This is a genomic window from Pusillimonas sp. DMV24BSW_D, from assembly GCF_011388195.1.
GTDB classification, from domain to species: Bacteria; Pseudomonadota; Gammaproteobacteria; order Burkholderiales; family Burkholderiaceae_B; genus Neopusillimonas; species Neopusillimonas aestuarii.
Window position 1 is genome coordinate 516,517 of sequence record NZ_CP049990.1, and the last position, 19,213, is coordinate 535,729.

Genomic DNA, 19,213 nt, shown 5'->3' on the forward strand with positions numbered 1-19,213 from the left:
CGTAAATACAGATTGGACTCAAGAATCATGACCGCCCCTTTATCACCGCTGGAACAACTGAAGGCCGATAGCCGGCTCCTGCGTGGCACTATTCAAGAAGGCCTGGCCGACCCATTAACGGGCGCCATTTCGGAAGACGACAACAAACTGTTGAAGTTTCACGGCAGCTATCAGCAAGACGACCGCGATTTGCGCGACGAGCGCCGTAAACAAAAACTGGAGCCGGCGTATTCGTTCATGATTCGTGCGCGTCTGGCGGGCGGTGTGGTGTCACCCACCCAATGGCTGGCTTTTGACGACCTGGCGCGCCAGTACGCCGGCCGCGGTTTGCGCATTACGACCCGGCAAACTTTTCAATGGCATGGCGTCATAAAACGCAACTTGAAGCCCACTTTGCGTGCAATTAACGATGCGTTGGCCACCACCATAGCGGCTTGCGGCGACGTCAACCGGCAAGTGGTGTGCTCGGTTAACCCATGGCTGTCAAACACGCACGCTGAAATTGCGCAATGGGCGCAAAAGCTATCGGACCATTTTCTACCGAAAACCCGGGCCTACCACGAGATATGGCTGGACGGCGAAAAGGTGGAGTTTAATGCCGACGAACCCGAAGCGGAACCGCTTTACGGCCCCACTTACTTGCCACGCAAATTCAAAATTGGTATTGCCGTGCCGCCCTTCAACGACGTCGATGTCTTCGCGCAAGACGTCGGCCTGATTGCCATTGTGAGCGACGGCAAGCTGGAAGGCTTTAACCTGAGTATTGGCGGCGGCATGGGTGCTTCGCATGGCGACGCCACCACCTACCCTCGCGTAGGTAGCGTCGTGGGGTTTGTGACGCAGGAACAGGTGATTGCCGCCGTGGAATCGGTGATGATTCTGCAACGCGACCTGGGCAACCGCGATGAGCGCCGCTACGCGCGCCTGAAGTACACCATCGACCGCATTGGCCTGACGGCGTTTGTGGAAAAACTGCAGGCCCTGGCTGGGTTCACGCTAGCCCCTGCGCGCGAATTCACGTTTCAAAGTAATCACGATCACTACGGTTGGTTCAAGGGTGACAACGATTTGTGGCACCTGGGTTTGCATGTGGAGTCAGGACGGTTGTGGGATGCCGATCCGTTATCGCGCAATGCGCTTGAGCCCGATACCCAACAGCGTTTATGGCAAACAGGTTTGCGCGAAATAGCCAAAACTCACGAGGGAGACTTCCTGCTCACGTGCAACCAGAACGTGGTCATTGCCAACGTGAAAAGCGCCGACCGCAAACGCATCAACGCTTTGATTAAAAAATACGGCCTGAACACCGGTGAAACATTCAGTGCCTTACGCCAACACAGTATTGCCTGCGTGGCCTTGCCCACCTGCGGCCTGGCAATGGCGGAAAGCGAACGCTATTTGCCCGAGCTACTGCCCAAGATGGAGGCTTTGCTAGACAAGCATGGCTTGCGCAACACGCCCATTACGCTGCGCCTGTCGGGCTGCCCAAATGGTTGCTCTCGGCCTTATTTGGCTGAAATTGCTTTGGTAGGTCGCGCGCCCGGCCGCTACGATTTGCGCCTGGGGGCCAATGCCGAAGGCAGCCGACTGAACCGCATTTATGCTGAAAACATCGACGAGCCCCAAATTCTGGCTACGCTGGATGAGCTGCTGGGTCGCTATGCTGCTGAACGCACATCTAACGAAGGTTTCGGTGACTTCATTGTACGAACTCAAGAGGTCCCGGCATGAGCGATAACCCGAAACTATTTCCGGTCTTCATGAATCTGGTCGGCAAGAAGGTATTGGTCGTGGGTGCGGGTGAAGTGGCCGCGCGCAAGATACGCCTGCTGCTTGGAACCGATGCCGAGATTCATATCGGGGCGATTCATTTCAGCGAAACGGTGCTGACATTAACGCAAGCGGGTACTGAGGCACACTTCACCTTACATCAAGGGCCGTATCAAACCGAATGGCTGAATGACGCCTGGTTGGTGATCGCCGCCACGCAAGACCGCGAGCTGAATGAACGCATTGCCTGCGAGGCTGAGCAACGACGTATTCCAGTCAACGTTGTCGACACCCGTGAACTCTGCGCCTTTCAGGTACCGGCCATGGTGGAGCGAGGCGATTTAAAAGTCGCGATCTCATCCGGCGGCCATGCGCCCGTCATTGCCCGACGCATACGCGAACGCATTGAAACCTTGCTCGACCCCAGCCTGAGCACTCTGTTGGCCATGACTGAACGCTATCGCCCGGCCATTCGCCGCGCCCGCCCGTCACTGCCGCAAAGGCGGCAGTTCTATAACTGGTTGCTCGACGGCCCGGTAAGCCATGAACTGCGTTCGGGCAACCTGGCGCAAGCCGAATTTATGTTGTTGTCGGCATTGAAACAGGCGCAAGAGCCCGCCCAAGGCCTCGTGACACTGGTAGGTGCCGGCCCCGGCGACCCCGGTTTGCTGACCTTGAACGCCCAACGCGCGCTGAATGAAGCCGATGTCATTCTGCACGACCGCTTGGTGGGGGCCGATATTCTGGCGCTGGCCCGCCGCGACGCGCAGTGCATTTCCGTCGGAAAGAAAGCCGGCGAGAACCAGGATGCGACACAAAATCGTATTCACACCCTAATGAAGCACTACGCCGAACAAGGCCTGCACGTGGTGCGCCTGAAAGGCGGTGACCCCTTTATATTCGGTCGCGGCGGAGAAGAACTGCAGTTTCTGCGCGAACACGATATCGCCTACCGCGTCGTGCCGGGTTTAACGGCTGCGCTGGCCGGTGCTGCCTACGCCGGCATTCCTTTAACCCATCGCGATCACGCCCAATCGGTTCGGCTGCTAACCGCCCATCGCCGCCCAGGGCAAGATATTGAAAACTGGCCTGCTTTGACCCAGCCTGGCCAAACGCTGGTGTTCTACATGGGGGTGAAGCAAATCGCAGCGCTGCAAACGCAATTGCTGCAACACGGGCAGTCTCCCGACACCGCCGTCGCTTTTATTGAAAACGCCACGCTGAAAACACAACGCGTCATACAGGCACGCGTTGCAAACATGGCGGAACAGGCCGGCGAATACAACCTGCAATCGCCCGCACTGATTGTGGTGGGTGATGTCGTTGCGCTTGGAAAAGACCTGGCATGGTTTCAATCGATCATGAACCAAGATACCCCTGAACACGCAACCGCTAAACTTAATTAAATTGGAGCACCTTTCATGTACGACACCATGACCCTTGACTCTCCAGAACAACTTGAATCCTGGTCCGCCGCGGAGCGTGTTCACTGGGCCCTGGAAAACCTGCCCGGCCAGTTCATCCTGACCTCCAGCTTCGGTATTCAATCGGCCGTTCTGCTGCATTTGGTTAAACAGATTCGGCCCGAGATGCCCGTGCTGTTTATCGACACCGGTTACCTTTTCCCCGAAACCTACCAGTTCGCCAAAACCTTAACCGAGCGCCTGAAACTGAATCTGAAAGTGGTGGCGCCGGCCTGGACACCGGCCCGCCTGGAAAGCGTTTACGGCAAGCTATGGGAAAACGGTGTGGAAGGGCTGGACCACTACAACCGCCTGATGAAAGTCGAACCCATGGAACGGGCCTTGAATGACTTGAACGTAGGCACCTGGTTCGCCGGCCTGCGCCGCGAGCAAGCCAAATCACGCGCCGACCGGCCAGTGGTGGAACAGCGCAAAGACGGCCGCTACAAAGTTTACCCGTTAATCGACTGGACCAACCGCGATATTCATCGTTACCTGACTGAACACGACTTGCCCTACCACCCGTTGTGGGAAAAAGGCTATGTGTCGGTAGGCGACTGGCACACCAGCGTTCCCCTTACGGGCGACATGACCGAAGAGGAAACGCGGTTCTTTGGATTAAAGCGGGAGTGCGGGTTGCATGATTGAGGGGTGCAGTTAAGCGACCGCTTCCCCGGTTAGCGCTTCATAACGGGCTATAAAGCCCGGATCGCGCTCTTTCAAGTCTTCATGGCTGACACGTCCGGTTCGGCGCATATAGTCGTAGGCAAAAACCACCGGATCCAGATGCATTTTCCGATCAACCGACTCATACCAATCCAGGCTTCTTGCCGCTGCCGTTTGAAAGTTGGCTGACGAAGTACGACGCAATTTTTCGAAGTGAGTGAAAGCAGCCGGCAAATCTTTCCCGTGTAAATTCACGGCCTCATATAACGCAATGGCATCCTGCATGGCCATGCGAGTACCCGACCCCAAAGAAAAATGCACGGTTCGCAAGGCATCACCCAGCAGCACAATATTCTTGTAAGACCAATTTTCGTTGCTGACGATATTGGCAGAAAACCACGTTGAACGGTTGGATAGCAAGCCGTTGCTGCCCAAATCCCTGGCAAATACCTGCTCGCAAAAACGCTGGCTATCTTCATCCGACATGGTATCGAGCCCGGCCCGCTTCCAGGTATCAGGGTCCACCTCAATCAGGAAGGTGCTTAAATCCTTACTGTACTGATAACAATGTGCAATAAAGACCCCGTACTCCGTTTCCCGAAAGATTAATGAAACCGCGTGGAATAGTTGGCGTGTGCCATACCAGGCAAATTTGTTTCGTCGCTTTTCAAAATGCGGTTTGAAATGTTGGGCCAACTGGGTTCGAACGCCACTGTTTGCGCCGTCGGCACCCACAATTAAATCGGCCTCGTTCAATAAACCAATATCATCAACCCGCGAATCGAACTTAAAATTAACCCCAACCGACTTGCACTCGTCTTGCAAAACCTTAAGCAAGTCGATACGAGAGGCGCGCGAAAAGTGGTTGTTGCGCAGTTGGACATGCACGTCTTTATGCACCACTTCCATATAGTCACAGCGTTCATGGCTTGCTGTGAACTTCTTATAAAATTCTGCATCGGCCTGCTTCAAAAAGCTTAAAGCAACATCGGAAAAAACGACGCCCCAACCGTACGTTGCCCCTGCCGGGTTCTGTTCATATACGGTAATGTCGTGACTTGCATCGCGCTTTTTCATCAACAACGAAAAATACATACCAGCGGGTCCGCCGCCCACAACTGCAATCTTCATAAAAACCCTCTCAATCAAACGCCCACATAACGCTGAACGCGTTGCGTATCGGCCATTAGCATTTCTGTGTCGCCTTGCCAGGCAATACGGCCCTTTTCAATCATGTAATGCCTGTCAGCCAACTTCGACAACGCCTTTACATCTTTATCGACTACCAGAATCGATTGCCCGGTGCTTTTTACCTGCGCCAGCGTCTGCCAAATCTCCTGTCGAATCTTGGGCGCCAACCCTTCCGTCGCCTCGTCAAGAATCAACAACTTGGGATTCGTCATGAGTGCGCGGCCAATCGCCAACATTTGCTGTTCACCGCCCGACAATTGGCCACCGCCGTTAAAGCGTCGTTCACGCAGTCGCGGGAACAATTCATACACGGAGTCCAACGTCCAGCTATGGTTTAAACCTTTGCGCTTAACCGCCGTGGCAACCAGATTTTCTTCAACACTCAAACTGGGAAAGATCAACCGCCCTTCGGGCACCCACCCCAAACCCATGGCGGCAATACGATGCATGGCCATGCCGCGCGTTAAACGCGAATTAAAATGGATCTCGCCCTTGCGCACCGTGAGCATGCCCATAATGGTGCGAATCAATGTTGTTTTCCCCATGCCGTTTTTGCCCATGAGCGAAACAACTTCGCCTTCACCAATCGTTAAGGACACATCGAACAGCACTTGTCCGCGACCATACCCGCTGTCAACCTCCGTCACAGACAACATCGCTTTTGATCGCGCTTGCGGATTATTCATCGTTATCCCCCAGGTAAGCACGCTGCACTACCTCGCTTTCGCGTACTTCATCAACCGAACCACTAAATACAACGCGGCCGGATACCAAAACGGAAATGCGGTCCGCCAGGGAAAACACAGCATCCATATCGTGCTCAATCAGGAGCAGCCCATAATGCTGTTTAAGCTCGGCCAATAGTTGAACCATTTGCTGGGACTCCGTCGGCCCCAAGCCCGCCATTGGTTCATCGAGAACGAGCAACTGCGGGTTAGCCGCCAATGCCATGGCCAGTTCAAGTTGCCTTAACTCACCGTGCGCAAGTTCAGCGCATGGGCCGTCACCCGTTTGTGCCAAGCCTACTTTGGCCAACCATTCAGACGCCTGCTTCTGCGCTGCCTCGTACCGATGCGCCGCTTTCCAGAAATGAAAGCCAAGCCCGGCACGTGCGCGAACCACAAGCGCAACATTTTCAAGTGCGCTTAATGTGGGGAACACGCTGGTAATCTGAAACGAGCGCCCCAGACCCAATTGAGCACGTTCAGCGGTGGTCAGGCCTGTAATATCCTTGCCTTCGAAATAAATGCGCCCGGAATCCGACGGCACCAGACCTGACAATTGCCCAACCAAGGTGGTTTTCCCTGCACCGTTGGGCCCAATCAAAGCGTGAATTTCACCTTTTTCAACGGTTAACGAAACATCATCGGTAACAGTTAAAGCACCATAAGATTTCTTCAGGTTCTTAATTTCAAGTAATGGTGTCGTATCCATCAGTGGCCTCCCGAAGCCGCCCGATCTGCCGACAATTCGGCACTTCGCGTGCGGGAAAACAAACCATAGATTCCGTTCTTCAGGAACAACACCCGAAACACAATCAAGGGGCCGAAAATCAGCATCCAATGCTCGGTCAAGTCGGACAGCATATGCTCAAAGCCCACGAAGACAGCGGCACCCAGAATAGGCCCCACCAACGTACCCACTGAGCCCAGAATCACCATCACCAGCAACTCACCGGATACCAGCCAATTCACATAACCAGGAGCAATGTATGACGTTAAATTCGCCATGAGCGCCCCAGCCAGGGTTGCCACCGCGCCCGACACAACAAACATCACCAGCTTGTAGGGATAAGGGTCTACCCCCACGGCATGAACACGCGTTTCGTTATCACGCGTGGCCACCGCGATACGCCCAAAAGGCGAGTTCACCAAACGTCGGCTAAGGTAAAGGCATGCCAGCAAAACAACCAAACTGGCATAGAACAACGTAATGGCGTTCGACAGTGCAACACTGGGAAGAAGCGTACTTGCGGTCTCAAGGGGAAAGCCGTCGTCGCCGCCGTAAGCACGCAGACTTTGCGCGCCATAGAACACCATCTGTGCAAAAGCCAGCGTAATGAAAATAAAGTACAAACCGCTGCAACGCAAAGAAATAAAGCCCACGAACAAGGCGAACAAAGCGCCCAGTAGCATGGCTAAAGGCCATACGATCCAAACCGATGCATAGCCCATTGAAGCCATGATGCCCACGGTATAGGCACCAATAGCCATGAACGCCGCATGCCCGAAACTGACCAGGCCTAAATAACCCACCAGAAGGTCGAGGCTTAATGCCGCAATGGCAAAAATCAACATTCGGGTCACCAGCTTGATGTAGTACGTTTCACCCGAAAAAGGCAACAACACCACCAGCGCGAATAGCAACCAAAGAATCCAGCTTCGCCTGAATGCAGTATTGAATATTTTGCTCATGAGTGGCCTCCCCGCGTGGTGAAAAGCCCCGCAGGGCGGTAATACAAAACGGCCGCCATCAATATGTACACCAGCATGTTGGCCAAGGCATTGCCTGCAGCACCAAACCATTGCGGTGCGAAAATGCGGCCAAACGTGTCAAGCAGACCCACTAGCAACGACGCCACCAAAGCCCCTTTCAACGACCCAAAGCCACCAATGCACACAACGGTTAACGTTAAGATAAGAATGGGATCACCTACCCCCGGCTGCATGGCGATAAGCGGGCCCGACATCATGCCGGCCAAGGCAGCCAGAAGCGCTGCCAGCGCAAACACAAGTGTGTACAGCACCGTTACGTTTACTCCCAGGCCTGCCACCATAGTACGGTTGTCGGCGCCTGCACGAACCAACATGCCAAAACGGGTTTTGGCAACCAGCCACATCAGGATCAGCCCAGCCAAAATCGCCACCCCGGTAATCGCCAGCCGATAAACCGGGTAAGGAAAACCGAGCATTTCAGTATGGCCGTCAAGTATGTCGGGGATGCTCACAAATACCGGCGCACGCCCCCAAATCACGACAATGAGCTCGTTCAGCGTTAACGTCACGCCGAACGTTGCCAGCAGTTGATCCAAATGCCCGCGCCGGTATAGGGGACGAACAATCAATATCTCGATAACGGCCGCCATAATGGCCGCCCCTACCAGGGCACACAAGGCGGCCAGCCAAAATGAACCGGTGGCTTGCGCAGCAGCGCTGGCAAGGTAACCTCCCACCATGAACATAGAACCGTGGGCCAGATTCACCAGCCGCATCACACCAAACACCAGCGTGACCCCAATAGCCATCAAGAACAGCAACATGCCATACTGAAAGCCATTAAATAACTGCTCGAGCAGTATCGAGAAACTCATTGCCGATCCCCCAAGCCGCCGTTATTTGCCCATTGGGCATTCGGCGGCGTAGCGATCTTCTACATTCTTGGATGCCACGCCAATCAAGTTCAAAGCCAGTTTTCCATCTTCACCCTTTTCGATCCTCTGGGCGTAGATATTCTGAATAGGCATATGATTGTGGTTGAATTTGAAATCGCCACGAACACTGGTGAACGGTGTGGAACCGATTAATTCCTGCAGCTTTTTGCGATCGATTTCTCCGGCCGGGAGCTGGGCAACGACCTTATCCAGCAGCATGATTGCGTCGTACTGTGAAGCGGCATACAAAGAAGGCTTACGACCGAACTCTTTGGTGAAATCCGCTACAAATTGCTTGTTGGCTTCATTTTCAATTCCCGCGTTGTAGTGACTTGAGAACACCGAACCTATGGCGGCATCATCGAACGCAGCCAAGAATAAGGTATCAACCCCCGCGCTGGAGAACAAAGGAATATCCAAGCCCGACTGCGCGTACTGCTTTACAAATGCAACCGCCGCGCTACCAGGATAGAACGCGAACACAGCCTCGGGTTTGGCTGCACGAATTTGTGCCAGCTCGGCCGAGAAATCGAGTTGCGACTGGGGTGTGAAGATCTTCCCGAGGTTTTCACCTTTAAAGGTGCGTTCGGCACCACCAACGTGATCCCAGCCTGCCTGATAATCCATGCCGATAAAGTAGGCGCGCTTGATTCCCTGCTCATTCATGTAACGGCCCATGGCTTCGCTCCACTGGTCGTTCTGAAACGCAATGCTGTAGTAGTTAGGCGTGCAGTCTTTGCCCGCTAAAGGGGAAGGCCCGCCATTCGTGCCCAACAGCGTCAGCCCGGCAGCTTCAATAGGTTTGACCATTGCCATAATTTCATTCGACGCGGTGCCGCCGGTAATAACGTCGACGTCTTCTTTATCAACCAGTTTGGAAATTTCCTGCACCGCCACACCGGGTACAGCGCGAGAGTCGGCCGTATAGAGCTCCACCTCGCGACCACCCAATCGATTATTCAAATGCTCAAGCGCCAGGTTAAGGCCTCGCTGTTGTTCCGCACCCAACACGCCCAACGGCCCGCTTAGTGCAGCGATGAATCCAAGTTTGATCTTGTCTTCAGCATGTGCCTGAAAGGCCAGAGCGGCCAGCGACACAGCCAATACGGCTTTTAAATTTCTTTTCATGGTTTGTCTCCTCATATAGGGAATAGCAACTGCAAGGATTACGGTGCATCGAAAGTTTGATGCGCCTTCAGTTTTTCTTGGAAGTATTCGGGTATAGGTATCGACTCGCGCTGCCCTCTTACAATGCAAATCGGGGTTAAACACGCGGTGAAGACGGTGTCACCCTCCAGATCGCGGGCATGCATTAATAGCTGATAAGTACTGGTGCCGATTCGCCCTACACGCACCTCGGTATCGAACTGCTGATCGGGGCGCAGCGATTTACGAAAATCAAATGTCAGGCCGCGTGTAGGCGTACCGAATTGATATTTATCTTTTGCCTGTTGCGGCCCTTGCCCGAACAAACAGCCGTAAAAAAGCTCGGCCGTTGAAATAACGTATTCGGCGAAGACCACCGTATACACAACTCCGGCGGGATCACACTGGCCCCACTTCACCGTTCGACGCACCGTGAAAGGCAATTCGGAAATGACGTGCTCAGTGCTAATCACTTTGCACCCCGTCGTTTTCAGTTTGCTCAGCGGCCAACTTGCCGGCAATGTCTTTCCGCATAGCCACTTTGTCGACCTTTCCCACACGCGTAACGGGATAGGAATCCACCACTTCAATACGCTCGGGGCACTTGAACTTTGCCAAGCCTTGACCGGTAAGAAATTCAGCCAGCGCTTTAACGCTCGGCGCATCGCATCCCTCATGCAGAATTAGATACGCACAGGCTTTTTCTCCGTAGAAAGGGTCGGGCATTGCCACCAGTTTTGCGTCGGACACCGAAGGGTGGCGACTAATGAACCCTTCCACTTCTTCGCAGCCAATTTTCTCACCGCCACGATTAATGTTGTCGCGCAAGCGGCCCTGGAACGCGAAGTACGACTTACCATCTACAACATGCTCAATCACCATATCGCCGGTACGGAAGAACCCGTCGGAAGTCAGTGACTTCGCCGTTGCCTCGTCGTCGCCGTAGTAAGCAAGCAAGCTGGAAGGCCCGCGAAAACAAAGCTCGCCCATCGTGCCGGGCTCGATCGGTTTTTCACTTTCGGGATCCAGCACACGCACTTCATCGAACGGGCAGCCGGAGGCGCCTTGAGTGTGATGACGCGCAAACTCGGGTTCGTCTGGCGCACACCCCATCAATAAACCTTCCGTAATGCCAAAAAGGTTTGAGCACGGCACACCCAAATGCTCTTCCAATTTGCCTGAACGACTCATCGTGACAAACAACTGTAACGATGAGATGTCGTGTTGCTTAATGTTTTTATAGGCAATCAGCTGCGGAGCGATAGGGCCAATAGACAGCCCATGGGTTACCTTGTGTTCCTCAATGAGCTGCAACATACGCTCGATATCAACTTTAGGCATCAACACTGACGTCAGGCCCAACACAACAGGGGGCATAAGCGCATATAACTGGCCCGCATTATGAATAATGGGAAGCGACCAGATAATGCACGAGTCACTGCTTATTTTGTAGCAATAAGAAAACGCCGCACTGTGGCCCAAATACTCACCGTGAAACCGCGGAATGATTTTTGGTAAACCGGTGGACCCGCCCGACAACTGGAAAGTCAGCACGTCTCGGGGGCCCAAGTTAACGGCCTTTAACCGCTCGCGCGCGTCGCTTAACGACATCCGGTTCAGAAGCGCGTTGAATGCAGTTGCACCCTGGGGCGCCTTACCCCGAACCACCACTATGTGTTCAATTGCCGGGTTCTCTTCGCGCATCCTTAGAGCAAACTCAACCAGATCGAACTGACTGAAATCCGCCTGCACAAAATGCGCTTTGGCCCCGCTTTTTCGGCCCAGTGCACCTATTTCCACTTCGCGATACTGTGGAATAGTGCAAACGGGGATGATTCCCGCTTTATGGCAGGCATGGGCCACTAAAACCGTTTCAATGTTCGTTCCCAACTGGAACAAGGCCCGATCACCCGGCGTGAGTCCCATGTCCAGTAGTGCCGCTCCAATCAGGTCGGTTTTTTCATCCAGCTCCTGAAAGGTAATGGTTTGCTCGTCGCTGATGAAAGCGGGCCGATTCGGGTAACGCGCCGCAGTGGCGCGTAATGCGTCACCCACCGTACTGTTTATCCAGGCGCCATTGTCCAGGTAATAAGCCGCTTTCTCATCGCTCTGATAAACCACCCCGGCAATAGGATTACGTATCTCTTGCACGTGTCTCTTCCTTGCTTTTCTTAAGGTTCAATGCGCACAATGTCGCGATCAAAAACCGTAATGTTTCCGTGAATTCCACTGGTAAACAGGCCATACCAAAGTGCCGGCTTCAAGCCCAATGCTTTGCGTCCGAACTCGATGGGACCACTTGATTTGATTAGCCAATATTCCTCGCTGAAATCCTCAAGCTCACAGTCGGGATTTTCTTTTGCCGCCTGAACCAACGGCTCGAACTCCGGCACTTTAAGCACCGGCAGACAAACGCTGTTGTCCGGCGCAGTCTTTAGTAAATTCCTCGCCTTACGATGCCAAACCTCATCAATAGAGGCAATGTCCGCAACGCCACCCTGGCGCTCTGCTTCCAGTTCAATAGCGGCTTCCAGGGTACGTGCTGCATCGTTGTAATCGCCGGAGTCCAGAGGACGCAATTTGCGACTGATTTCCAGGAAGTAGCCGTTGGGGTCACGAAAGTAAATAGACTCAATCACCTCATGTCGCGTTTCCACCGACACCTCAACACCCTTTTCTTGCAGTTGCTCTTTCCACGCATGTAACTCTTCTTCGGTTTCAACCAGCCAGGCAGTGTGTGTGGCATCGGTCACAAAGTCCTCCGGCCACGGCTTGGCATGCTCACGGCCTTGCATGGTTTCAGGGGCCCACGTGCCAAGGTAATAAAAGAAGGCAATGGTGCTGCCTTGTCCGCTATCGAAAAAGAAATGCAGAAAATCGGGGTGCGTGCTGGGACCCCACCCTCGGGCCGAGATTGTGTGAATTAAAGGCAAACCCAACTTGTCGCGATAGAATTCGACCGTTTCCTTTAGTTTCCAGGTGGGTCGTGCCGTGTGGTCAACGCCTTTGAGAACCAGACGGTTTAATGCTGTGCTCATTGATCTATTCCTTACTTGAATCGTGCCTTCAACCAATCCTGAATTAAGCGGCCGGCAATATAGCGGCCCGCTTCATCTTCTGAGCTCAACGCGCGGCCGTGATGGTCGCCTTTAACACGCTCATGCTGTTTATCAGTTGCCGCGATGTCATTGAAAATTTTCCTGATAGTTGACGGGAAACAAGCCTGGTCGCCCGTGTACTCAATTAACAACGTTGGCTGAGTCAGGGCCGGCAAGGTTTTTTCCAGTAATGCGTTCGAAGAGATACCCGACCAGGTCGATAGCCAGCTTTCCGGTGAGCACAAACGGGCGAACCCCACCGAACCGTAATTGGAGGCCAAAGGATTGTTACCCCATAAAGAACCCGGCTTTCTGTCGGATGGATCAAGCGACAAATCGAAACAGTTGAGGTCGGCATCGGTGCGCCATACGGTCATAACAGGCGTATGAGCCGCCATTTTTTTGTCGTGCGACGTCGCCCCCCCTGACTTAACCCGCTTCCGGGCCGCCATCCGTTGCGCCACCAGCTCATGTGCAATGGCATCCAGCCGCTCCACTCGTTCATACTGTGCCTGGCGATATCGCTCTATGAACTCAGGCGTATACGCGGCGCCTTCCTTCGGTGAGCGGTAACCGTTTTCATCGCTAAATGGATCAAGCGCAGAATCAACGGATAAAGGGTCTTTCTCGTCGGTAACCGACGGGTCGATACACTGCATCAACAACGCGCCTTGGCCCGGATGCGGCGCAACGAAAATCATGCCCTGGGCTTGCGGCATTTCCAATTCAGCTAGGCCGGTGGGGCGGCCTGCCGGTGTTCTGGCGATGCGTTCCGATGGCGGCAAGGCAGCTTGTTGAATGTAAAGACTGTAAAGACCACTTCCACCCGAATTGCCCAGGAACACGACATTGCGAAAGCCGGCTTCGCGCAGATAGGCCATGGAAGCCGCCACATCGAACAGCGCAATTTCGTGCTCGAGGCGTAAGTCGTTACCCACGGAACGCGGCCACTGCGACCACGCGGCATAGCCTGCCGAAACAATGTCGGGAACCAGATAATGACACGCCATGAATTCACGCGGATGCATGATGCACACCACGGTATCGGCACCGTTTGGCGGGCAATACAACGCGCCGCCTGTAGCGGCCTGGTCTTGCGTGCGCAACACCACATTGCGCGTGCTTGCATCGGCAGGTAAGTCACGTGGGGTCCAGTCCGTATTCAGAAACCCTGCTGTCACCTGCCCCGCCCCATGCATGGGCGCTTTTGATGCATCGCGATCTTTGTTCGAGTCCATACCTTGTCTCCTTCTGATTAAATTCTAATCAAAAAATTTGACATATGTGTGAAATAATTGTCGTTATAGTGGAAAACACTTAGATGAAGCACTCGGCTCGACTTCTATAATCAAGCTTCTTATTGATCTAAAACTGCGATTAACTTATGCCCAAACCCCCTCGTGTCAGTGCAAAATCCTCCCGCAGGGAGCTGTTGCAAGAGTCGATACTGGAAGCCGCATCTACGTTGTTTATTCAACGTGGTTTCCAAGGCACCAGCATGGGTGATATTGCGGAAGCAATGGGGGTCACACGCACAGCCATTTATTACTACTTTCGTAACAAAGGCGATATTCTTCGCGCGCTTACCTCGGAAATCACGGAAATGGCGGGAAAAATTGCCGCCAACACACTTGAACAGCAACGCGACCCCAGCGACGCATTGGCTGAACTGGTTCGCGGCCACGCCAGGCTGGTGCTGAGCCACCCTTTACAGTTTCGGGTGGTCGAACGCAACGAAGAACACCTAACCCCCACGTTGCGCAAGAAGGCGGAAGCCTCGCGGCGTCTGGTACTGGACCGTTTCGTAACGGCCATTGAAGCGGGCATTAAAGCCGGACAGTTTCGCGACGTTGAGCCCAAAGTCACCGCGTTTGCGCTGCTTGGCATGTGCAACTGGGGGGCCTGGTGGTTCAACCCAAAAGGGGCCATTTCCCTTGAGCAAGTGGTAAACGGCATTGCCAACCTGGCACTGAACGCCGTGGTAAGGGGCGAGGAGCGACGACTGCGCAACGACAGCATCGACGAAACGATGCGTCAATTGCGTGAAGACTTGAACTTGCTGGAAAAACGGCTAGACGTTAAAGCGGTCAAGCGGGGCTGATTAGCCGGTTAAGCAGATCGCGCAAACGTAACCCTTTTTTCCTCAATACACTTGCGCCCAACCAACATGACGGCTAAAGTAGTTAAAAGTAATACCCTTAACTACTTTATAAATACCATGGCCACGACAGTAAAACTGGATGACGACCTAAAGGACCGCATTCAAAATCTTGCAAAAGCACGGCATCGCTCTGCCCACTGGATCATGCGCGAGGCAATTCGGCATTATGTCGATCAAGAGGAAAAACGTGAGGCCTTCAAACAAGATGCCTTGCGTGCCTGGCAAAACTATCAAGAAGATGGACAACACTTAACATCCGAAGAGGCCGACGCATGGCTGGAAAAACTTGAAGCGGGCCTCGACGCGGAGCCACCTAAGTGTCACGACTAATTTGGTCTCCCGCCGCGTTGGCAGACACCCAGCGCCTTTATCGGTTTTTAGCACCAAAAAACAAAGCTGCGGCACAACGCGCAATTACCGCCATTCGTAATGGGGTAAAAATGTTAGCGGCACAACCAGAGGCAGGGTGCCCCCTAGACGATCTTGACCCCAACTTCCGCGAATGGATAATCGACTTCGGAGGTAGCGGCTATGTGGTGCTGTACCACTTCAACGGGCATGAATCAGTTATTCTTGCCGTTCGAAATCAAAAAGAAGCCGGTTATTGAGTGGTTAAGCAAACCGCGCGAATGTAGCCCGTACTTCCTGAACGTTCTGCCCCGCACCTAACGCTGCAGCCAACAGTATTCGGGCTTTATGCGGTGAAAGCCAACCGGCGGGAATCACCCCCCTGCGAATCAGGTCGATTTCCGATCCGGGGAAGCCATAGGTATTCTGAAAAACCGGGCCGGCGGGCACACGCGAAGCCAGCACCACGGGAATACGTTCAAGCAGCGTGTCAAGCGCATCCAGATATTGAGCCGGCAAATGCCCGGCTCCCATCGCTTCAACCACCACACCGTGATAACCCAAATCCAGCGTTGCGCGAAGCAAGGCGTCGTCGCCATCCAAAACCGCTTTCACCACAGCCACACGCTCGGGCGCGACACGGTTGCTGAATAGTACGGCACGATGCTGCGGCGCCGGATGCAGGAACCGGGGCCGACCTTCAAAGTAATACCCCACCGCGCCACCATTCACCGATTGAAAAGCCTGAACCAGACCCTTGTGCATTTTCTCAACGTGCAGGGCTTGATGGATTTCATCATTCAACACCACCAGCGCTCCCCGATCTGCAGCCTCGGGATGACCCGCCGTGTGAATGGCAGCCAGCAGATTGGCCGGGCCGTCGGCACTTAACGCCGAAGCCCCCCGCATGGCGCCGGTTACTACGACCGGCGCTTGTGCGTTGTGCAATAACCCGAGAAAGAATGCGGTTTCATCGATGGTGTCGGTGCCCTGAACCACAACATGACCCTGGGCAGGATCATCTTGAATCATGGCTGCCACGTTAGTCAATTCAGCAAAGGTCAGCGACGCCCCCGGCTTCAGAAACGGCGTTTTCACGACCACGTTGGCCACATCGCGCAAACCCGGCACCTGCGCCATGAGATCTTCGCCCGAAAGCTTAGGGACAATGCCGGTGCCGGCACCGCCCGCCATGGTAATGGTGCCGCCCAAAACATAAACGTGAACGGTGGGAAGCGTCATTTTTAAACACCTAAATGTCGTTGCAGGATGTCGGGACTGTTTTTCAGTTCCAACGCCGTACCGGAGTATACGAGTACACCCGTTTCCATAATGTGTGCGCTATCAATCAGCGACAACGCACTGCGCAGGTTTTGCTCAACCAACAATACGGTTAGGCCTTCATCCCGAAGAACACGCACCGCTGCTTCAACGTGTTGAACCATCACGGGTGCCAGACCTTCGGTAGGTTCATCCATTAACAACAAGTCGGGGTTGCTCATGAGCGCACGCACAATTGCCAACATTTGTCGTTCGCCTCCCGAGAGCTGATTGCCTCGATGCTTGCGCCGCTCACCCAACCGCGGAAATAACTCGAACGCGCGATCTACCGACCACGCACTGCGACCCGACGGCGCATCCCGGCGCGGGCAAATTTCAAGATGCTCCATGACCGTAAGCGAGGCGAACAGGCGCCGCCCCTGCGGCACCAAGCCAATGCCCAGCCCCGCAACCTGATCGGGCTCGCGCCCGACGAGCTCATGATCATGGAAACGAATGGAGCCGGAAATCACGCGCGGTGGGGTTAGCCCCATAACCGAACGAATCAACGTTGTTTTACCCATGCCGTTACGGCCCAGCAAACCTGTGATCTTCCCTTCGGGAATGGATAAGTTCACGCCGCGCAATACGCTGGCTTCACCGTAGTTGCTATGTAAATCTTTTATTTCAAGCATGGTGTTCCGAGGCCCCAAAGTAAACCGCCTGCACCTTCTCGTTGCGCCTAATTTCATCGGGTGTGCCTTCGGCCAACACCTCGCCGAAATGAAGGCACGTGACCCGATCGGCCAAGCCCAGCGCCAACTCCATATCATGCTCGATAAGCAACACAGTAAGGTCGTCGGGCAACTGACGCACGATATCGGCCATAGGCCCGCGTTCGGCAGGCGACAACCCCGCCGCCGGCTCATCGAGCAACAACACAGCGGGATCACATGCAAGCGCAATGGCAAGCTCAAGCTGGCGTTGCTGACCATACGACATGGCGGATGCTTTTGTATAGCGGAAATCGTGGATATTGCAACGAGTCAGCAACTCTTCAAGACGCATTGATTCAATGGAAGTGGGTTTCGCGCTTCCAAACATGGAATACTTTATTTTCTGCTTTCCCCGCAACGCCAACAATATGTTTTGCTCAACGGTTAAGCCACCCAACACATTGGTAATTTGATACGTTCGCCCAATACCGGCCAACGCCCGGCGTGTCGCCGACCATTTGGAAATATCGGTACCGAACAAACTGATGGTGCCGGACGACAACGCCAGTTCACCTGAAATCAGTGCGAACAATGTTGTTTTACCGGCTCCGTTCGGGCCGATGACCACATGAGTCGAGCCGGCCGTGACCTTTAGATTGACATCGTTAACGGCGCGCAACCCACCAAAGCTGCGCCCTACACCATCTAACGTCAGGGCCGGCACGGAAGGAACGCATTGCGTCATTTGGCCACGCCCTGGAAGTCGCGACTAAAGGGTGGCTGCTTCAAATACTCTTCAGGCGACAAGTTACCAAATTGCGAAACTTCAGCATAAGAACCGATCACCGCATTCACCAACTTGCCATCGGGTCGCTCAACCACTTCCCGAATGTAGATGTTGTAAACGGGGTTGCCGTAATCATCCATATGCAGATTCTGACCGAGTGGGCTATCAGGAATGGTAGTGCTTTTGACTGCGTCGAGGAATGCCGGAATGTCTTCCACATTACCTTGAACCTTCTTGATGGCATCGGCAATCCACAGCCCGGCGGTAAAGCCCTCAGCCGCGAAAATAGCCGGAAGAATCTTGAATTCTTTTTCGTACGCGTCAACGAACTGCTTCACCGCAGGGTCGTCGGCCCCTTCGGCATAGTGAGCCGAAGAAACGATACCGAGGGCCTCAGCGGGCAACAGATTGCGAATAATGGACTGGTCGGTTGTGTTTTGCGAGGTCACCAACGGGAACTGCTGCTTCATGCCGAAGCTGTACCATTGCTTGAGCAAACGTGCGGCGTCGGCGCCGGTTTCAATTGCCAATACAACATCGGGAGAGAACGAAGGAATTTGACCGAGGTACGGGCTGAAATCCGCCGTATTCAAGGGATGCCAAAGTTGCCCGGCCAAGGTGCCGCCACCTTGGGTAAAGTTTTGAATAAAACCGCCGGCTTGCTCATGCCCGAATGTGTAATCCTGGCCAATCGTCACCACCCGCTTATAACCTTGCTTCAGGCACCAATCAGCCAGCGGCCGCGTCATTTGGCTGGCCGCGAAGCCGGCTACACGCAATACGTTGGGAATACGCGTACGCTGTGTAAGATCGTCGGCCGCCACCACCGGCATGAAATAAGGGGTTCCGGTGCCTTTGGCATATTCCGCCACCGCCAGGCCGGTGTTGGCCAGAATGTCGCCCACCAGCATGTGTACATTTTGCTGCTGCACTAAGCGCCGGGCTTTTTGCAACGCAGTATCCGGGCTGGACGCATCGTCCTCCACGATGACCTCAACCTTGCGGCCGGCCAGCTCCATCCCGGCCTGTTGCCAATACAGATTCCAGCCATCAACCAATTCCCGCCCGGCTGATGCGGCCGTACCGGTAAGCGGCGCCAGAAAGCCAATACGAATGGGGCCGGATGTTTGCGCAAGCGCCATACGCAGATTGCCGGAAACAAGAGTCAACGCACCGGCAGCACCGGCCGTTTGAAGAAAATGACGACGATTCATAATGGACCTCCGTTTGGTCATAG

20 protein-coding genes are annotated in these 19,213 nt (G+C 54.1%); 6 read left to right on the plus strand and 14 right to left on the minus strand.

Annotated features, from left to right (window positions below; genetic code table 11):
• Positions 1–27 precede the first annotated feature (27 nt).
• The 3 genes from cysI to G9Q38_RS02440 are packed head-to-tail and all read left to right on the plus strand — an operon-like array spanning position 28 to position 3,881.
• Entirely contained in the window at positions 28–1,731 is a 1,704-nt protein-coding gene (gene cysI, locus G9Q38_RS02430; protein ID WP_166127476.1) for an assimilatory sulfite reductase (NADPH) hemoprotein subunit, read from the plus strand.
• Positions 1,728–3,176 carry a siroheme synthase CysG gene (gene cysG / locus G9Q38_RS02435; protein ID WP_166127479.1) on the plus strand — a complete coding sequence of 483 codons (1,449 nt, stop codon included), beginning with the start codon at positions 1,728–1,730 and terminating at the stop codon, positions 3,174–3,176. Before cysI ends, cysG begins: the two co-directional genes overlap by 4 nt.
• A gap of 15 nt (positions 3,177–3,191) precedes the next feature.
• Positions 3,192–3,881 carry a phosphoadenylyl-sulfate reductase gene (locus G9Q38_RS02440; protein WP_114419181.1) on the plus strand — a complete coding sequence of 230 codons (690 nt, stop codon included), beginning with the start codon at positions 3,192–3,194 and terminating at the stop codon, positions 3,879–3,881.
• A 9-nt stretch (positions 3,882–3,890) separates the two neighbouring features.
• Here the strand turns inward: G9Q38_RS02440 and G9Q38_RS02445 are convergent, their stop codons facing one another.
• Genes G9Q38_RS02445 through G9Q38_RS02490 form a run of 10 tightly spaced genes read right to left on the minus strand, consistent with a single transcriptional unit; the run spans position 3,891 to position 13,942 of the window.
• Complete coding sequence (locus G9Q38_RS02445) at positions 3,891–5,030, minus strand: FAD-dependent monooxygenase (RefSeq protein ID WP_166127482.1); 1,140 nt, start codon at positions 5,028–5,030, stop codon at positions 3,891–3,893.
• Positions 5,031–5,044: 14 nt separating this feature from the next.
• Positions 5,045–5,776: an ABC transporter ATP-binding protein gene (locus tag G9Q38_RS02450; protein WP_228276177.1), complete on the minus strand. Its 732-nt coding sequence runs from the start codon at positions 5,774–5,776 to the stop codon at positions 5,045–5,047.
• Entirely contained in the window at positions 5,769–6,524 is a 756-nt protein-coding gene (locus G9Q38_RS02455) for an ABC transporter ATP-binding protein (RefSeq protein WP_166127484.1), read from the minus strand. Before G9Q38_RS02455 ends, G9Q38_RS02450 begins: the two co-directional genes overlap by 8 nt.
• On the minus strand, positions 6,524–7,504 hold the full coding sequence (locus G9Q38_RS02460; RefSeq protein ID WP_166127487.1) for a branched-chain amino acid ABC transporter permease: 981 nt from the start codon (positions 7,502–7,504) through the stop codon (positions 6,524–6,526). Before G9Q38_RS02460 ends, G9Q38_RS02455 begins: the two co-directional genes overlap by 1 nt.
• Entirely contained in the window at positions 7,501–8,400 is a 900-nt protein-coding gene (locus G9Q38_RS02465; RefSeq protein WP_166127490.1) for a branched-chain amino acid ABC transporter permease, read from the minus strand. Before G9Q38_RS02465 ends, G9Q38_RS02460 begins: the two co-directional genes overlap by 4 nt.
• 21 nt (positions 8,401–8,421) lie before the next feature.
• Positions 8,422–9,588: an ABC transporter substrate-binding protein gene (locus G9Q38_RS02470; protein ID WP_166127492.1), complete on the minus strand. Its 1,167-nt coding sequence runs from the start codon at positions 9,586–9,588 to the stop codon at positions 8,422–8,424.
• Between the two features lie 38 nt (positions 9,589–9,626).
• Positions 9,627–10,079: an acyl-CoA thioesterase gene (locus tag G9Q38_RS02475; protein WP_166127495.1), complete on the minus strand. Its 453-nt coding sequence runs from the start codon at positions 10,077–10,079 to the stop codon at positions 9,627–9,629.
• On the minus strand, positions 10,072–11,757 hold the full coding sequence (locus tag G9Q38_RS02480; protein ID WP_166127498.1) for an AMP-binding protein: 1,686 nt from the start codon (positions 11,755–11,757) through the stop codon (positions 10,072–10,074). The genes G9Q38_RS02475 and G9Q38_RS02480 overlap by 8 nt, the downstream gene beginning before the upstream one ends.
• A gap of 20 nt (positions 11,758–11,777) precedes the next feature.
• Positions 11,778–12,644, minus strand: a complete 867-nt coding sequence (locus G9Q38_RS02485; RefSeq protein ID WP_166127500.1) for a VOC family protein — start codon at positions 12,642–12,644, stop codon at positions 11,778–11,780.
• 11 nt (positions 12,645–12,655) lie between these two features.
• The gene (locus G9Q38_RS02490; protein ID WP_228276178.1) at positions 12,656–13,942 is read right to left on the minus strand and encodes an alpha/beta hydrolase; all 1,287 of its coding nucleotides are present in this window, start codon (positions 13,940–13,942) and stop codon (positions 12,656–12,658) included.
• Between the two features lie 146 nt (positions 13,943–14,088).
• Between G9Q38_RS02490 and G9Q38_RS02495 the strand changes: the two genes are divergently transcribed.
• The 3 genes from G9Q38_RS02495 to G9Q38_RS02505 all read left to right on the plus strand — a co-directional run bounded on the left by G9Q38_RS02495 (position 14,089) and on the right by G9Q38_RS02505 (position 15,473).
• On the plus strand, positions 14,089–14,805 hold the full coding sequence (locus G9Q38_RS02495; protein WP_114419172.1) for a TetR/AcrR family transcriptional regulator: 717 nt from the start codon (positions 14,089–14,091) through the stop codon (positions 14,803–14,805).
• Positions 14,806–14,871: 66 nt separating this feature from the next.
• Positions 14,872–15,195 (plus strand): CopG family ribbon-helix-helix protein, encoded by a 324-nt coding sequence (locus tag G9Q38_RS02500; protein ID WP_370523875.1) that lies wholly within the window; start codon positions 14,872–14,874, stop codon positions 15,193–15,195.
• Entirely contained in the window at positions 15,183–15,473 is a 291-nt protein-coding gene (locus G9Q38_RS02505; RefSeq protein WP_166127503.1) for a type II toxin-antitoxin system RelE/ParE family toxin, read from the plus strand. Before G9Q38_RS02500 ends, G9Q38_RS02505 begins: the two co-directional genes overlap by 13 nt.
• Positions 15,474–15,477: 4 nt before the next feature.
• Here the strand turns inward: G9Q38_RS02505 and G9Q38_RS02510 are convergent, their stop codons facing one another.
• From G9Q38_RS02510 to G9Q38_RS02525, 4 genes are read right to left on the minus strand one after another with little or no spacing between them, the layout of a single operon-like run.
• A complete protein-coding gene (locus G9Q38_RS02510; RefSeq protein ID WP_166127506.1) occupies positions 15,478–16,455 on the minus strand; it encodes an asparaginase in 978 nt (325 codons plus the stop codon).
• Between the two features lie 2 nt (positions 16,456–16,457).
• On the minus strand, positions 16,458–17,168 hold the full coding sequence (locus tag G9Q38_RS02515) for an ABC transporter ATP-binding protein (protein ID WP_166127509.1): 711 nt from the start codon (positions 17,166–17,168) through the stop codon (positions 16,458–16,460).
• Positions 17,161–17,934 carry an ABC transporter ATP-binding protein gene (locus tag G9Q38_RS02520; RefSeq protein ID WP_166132290.1) on the minus strand — a complete coding sequence of 258 codons (774 nt, stop codon included), beginning with the start codon at positions 17,932–17,934 and terminating at the stop codon, positions 17,161–17,163. The genes G9Q38_RS02515 and G9Q38_RS02520 overlap by 8 nt, the downstream gene beginning before the upstream one ends.
• Positions 17,931–19,190 carry an ABC transporter substrate-binding protein gene (locus tag G9Q38_RS02525; protein WP_166127512.1) on the minus strand — a complete coding sequence of 420 codons (1,260 nt, stop codon included), beginning with the start codon at positions 19,188–19,190 and terminating at the stop codon, positions 17,931–17,933. The genes G9Q38_RS02520 and G9Q38_RS02525 overlap by 4 nt, the downstream gene beginning before the upstream one ends.
• Positions 19,191–19,213: the final 23 nt, after the last annotated feature.

Excerpts from the sequence above, each read along its gene's own strand:
- G9Q38_RS02495 (WP_114419172.1), top strand. The coding sequence starts at position 14,089 with ATGCCCAAACCCCCTCGTGTCAGTGCAAAATCCTCCCGCAGGGAGCTG.
- G9Q38_RS02520 (WP_166132290.1), bottom strand. The coding sequence starts at position 17,934 with ATGACGCAATGCGTTCCTTCCGTGCCGGCCCTGACGTTAGATGGTGTA.
- cysG (WP_166127479.1), top strand. The coding sequence starts at position 1,728 with ATGAGCGATAACCCGAAACTATTTCCGGTCTTCATGAATCTGGTCGGC.
- G9Q38_RS02465 (WP_166127490.1), bottom strand. The coding sequence starts at position 8,400 with ATGAGTTTCTCGATACTGCTCGAGCAGTTATTTAATGGCTTTCAGTAT.
- cysI (WP_166127476.1), top strand. The coding sequence starts at position 28 with ATGACCGCCCCTTTATCACCGCTGGAACAACTGAAGGCCGATAGCCGG.
- G9Q38_RS02485 (WP_166127500.1), bottom strand. The coding sequence starts at position 12,644 with ATGAGCACAGCATTAAACCGTCTGGTTCTCAAAGGCGTTGACCACACG.
- G9Q38_RS02455 (WP_166127484.1), bottom strand. The coding sequence starts at position 6,524 with ATGGATACGACACCATTACTTGAAATTAAGAACCTGAAGAAATCTTAT.
- G9Q38_RS02445 (WP_166127482.1), bottom strand. The coding sequence starts at position 5,030 with ATGAAGATTGCAGTTGTGGGCGGCGGACCCGCTGGTATGTATTTTTCG.
- G9Q38_RS02490 (WP_228276178.1), bottom strand. The coding sequence starts at position 13,942 with ATGGACTCGAACAAAGATCGCGATGCATCAAAAGCGCCCATGCATGGG.
- G9Q38_RS02525 (WP_166127512.1), bottom strand. The coding sequence starts at position 19,190 with ATGAATCGTCGTCATTTTCTTCAAACGGCCGGTGCTGCCGGTGCGTTG.
- G9Q38_RS02450 (WP_228276177.1), bottom strand. The coding sequence starts at position 5,776 with ATGAATAATCCGCAAGCGCGATCAAAAGCGATGTTGTCTGTGACGGAG.
- G9Q38_RS02500 (WP_370523875.1), top strand. The coding sequence starts at position 14,872 with ATGACGGCTAAAGTAGTTAAAAGTAATACCCTTAACTACTTTATAAAT.
- G9Q38_RS02440 (WP_114419181.1), top strand. The coding sequence starts at position 3,192 with ATGTACGACACCATGACCCTTGACTCTCCAGAACAACTTGAATCCTGG.
- G9Q38_RS02470 (WP_166127492.1), bottom strand. The coding sequence starts at position 9,588 with ATGAAAAGAAATTTAAAAGCCGTATTGGCTGTGTCGCTGGCCGCTCTG.
- G9Q38_RS02510 (WP_166127506.1), bottom strand. The coding sequence starts at position 16,455 with ATGACGCTTCCCACCGTTCACGTTTATGTTTTGGGCGGCACCATTACC.
- G9Q38_RS02460 (WP_166127487.1), bottom strand. The coding sequence starts at position 7,504 with ATGAGCAAAATATTCAATACTGCATTCAGGCGAAGCTGGATTCTTTGG.
- G9Q38_RS02515 (WP_166127509.1), bottom strand. The coding sequence starts at position 17,168 with ATGCTTGAAATAAAAGATTTACATAGCAACTACGGTGAAGCCAGCGTA.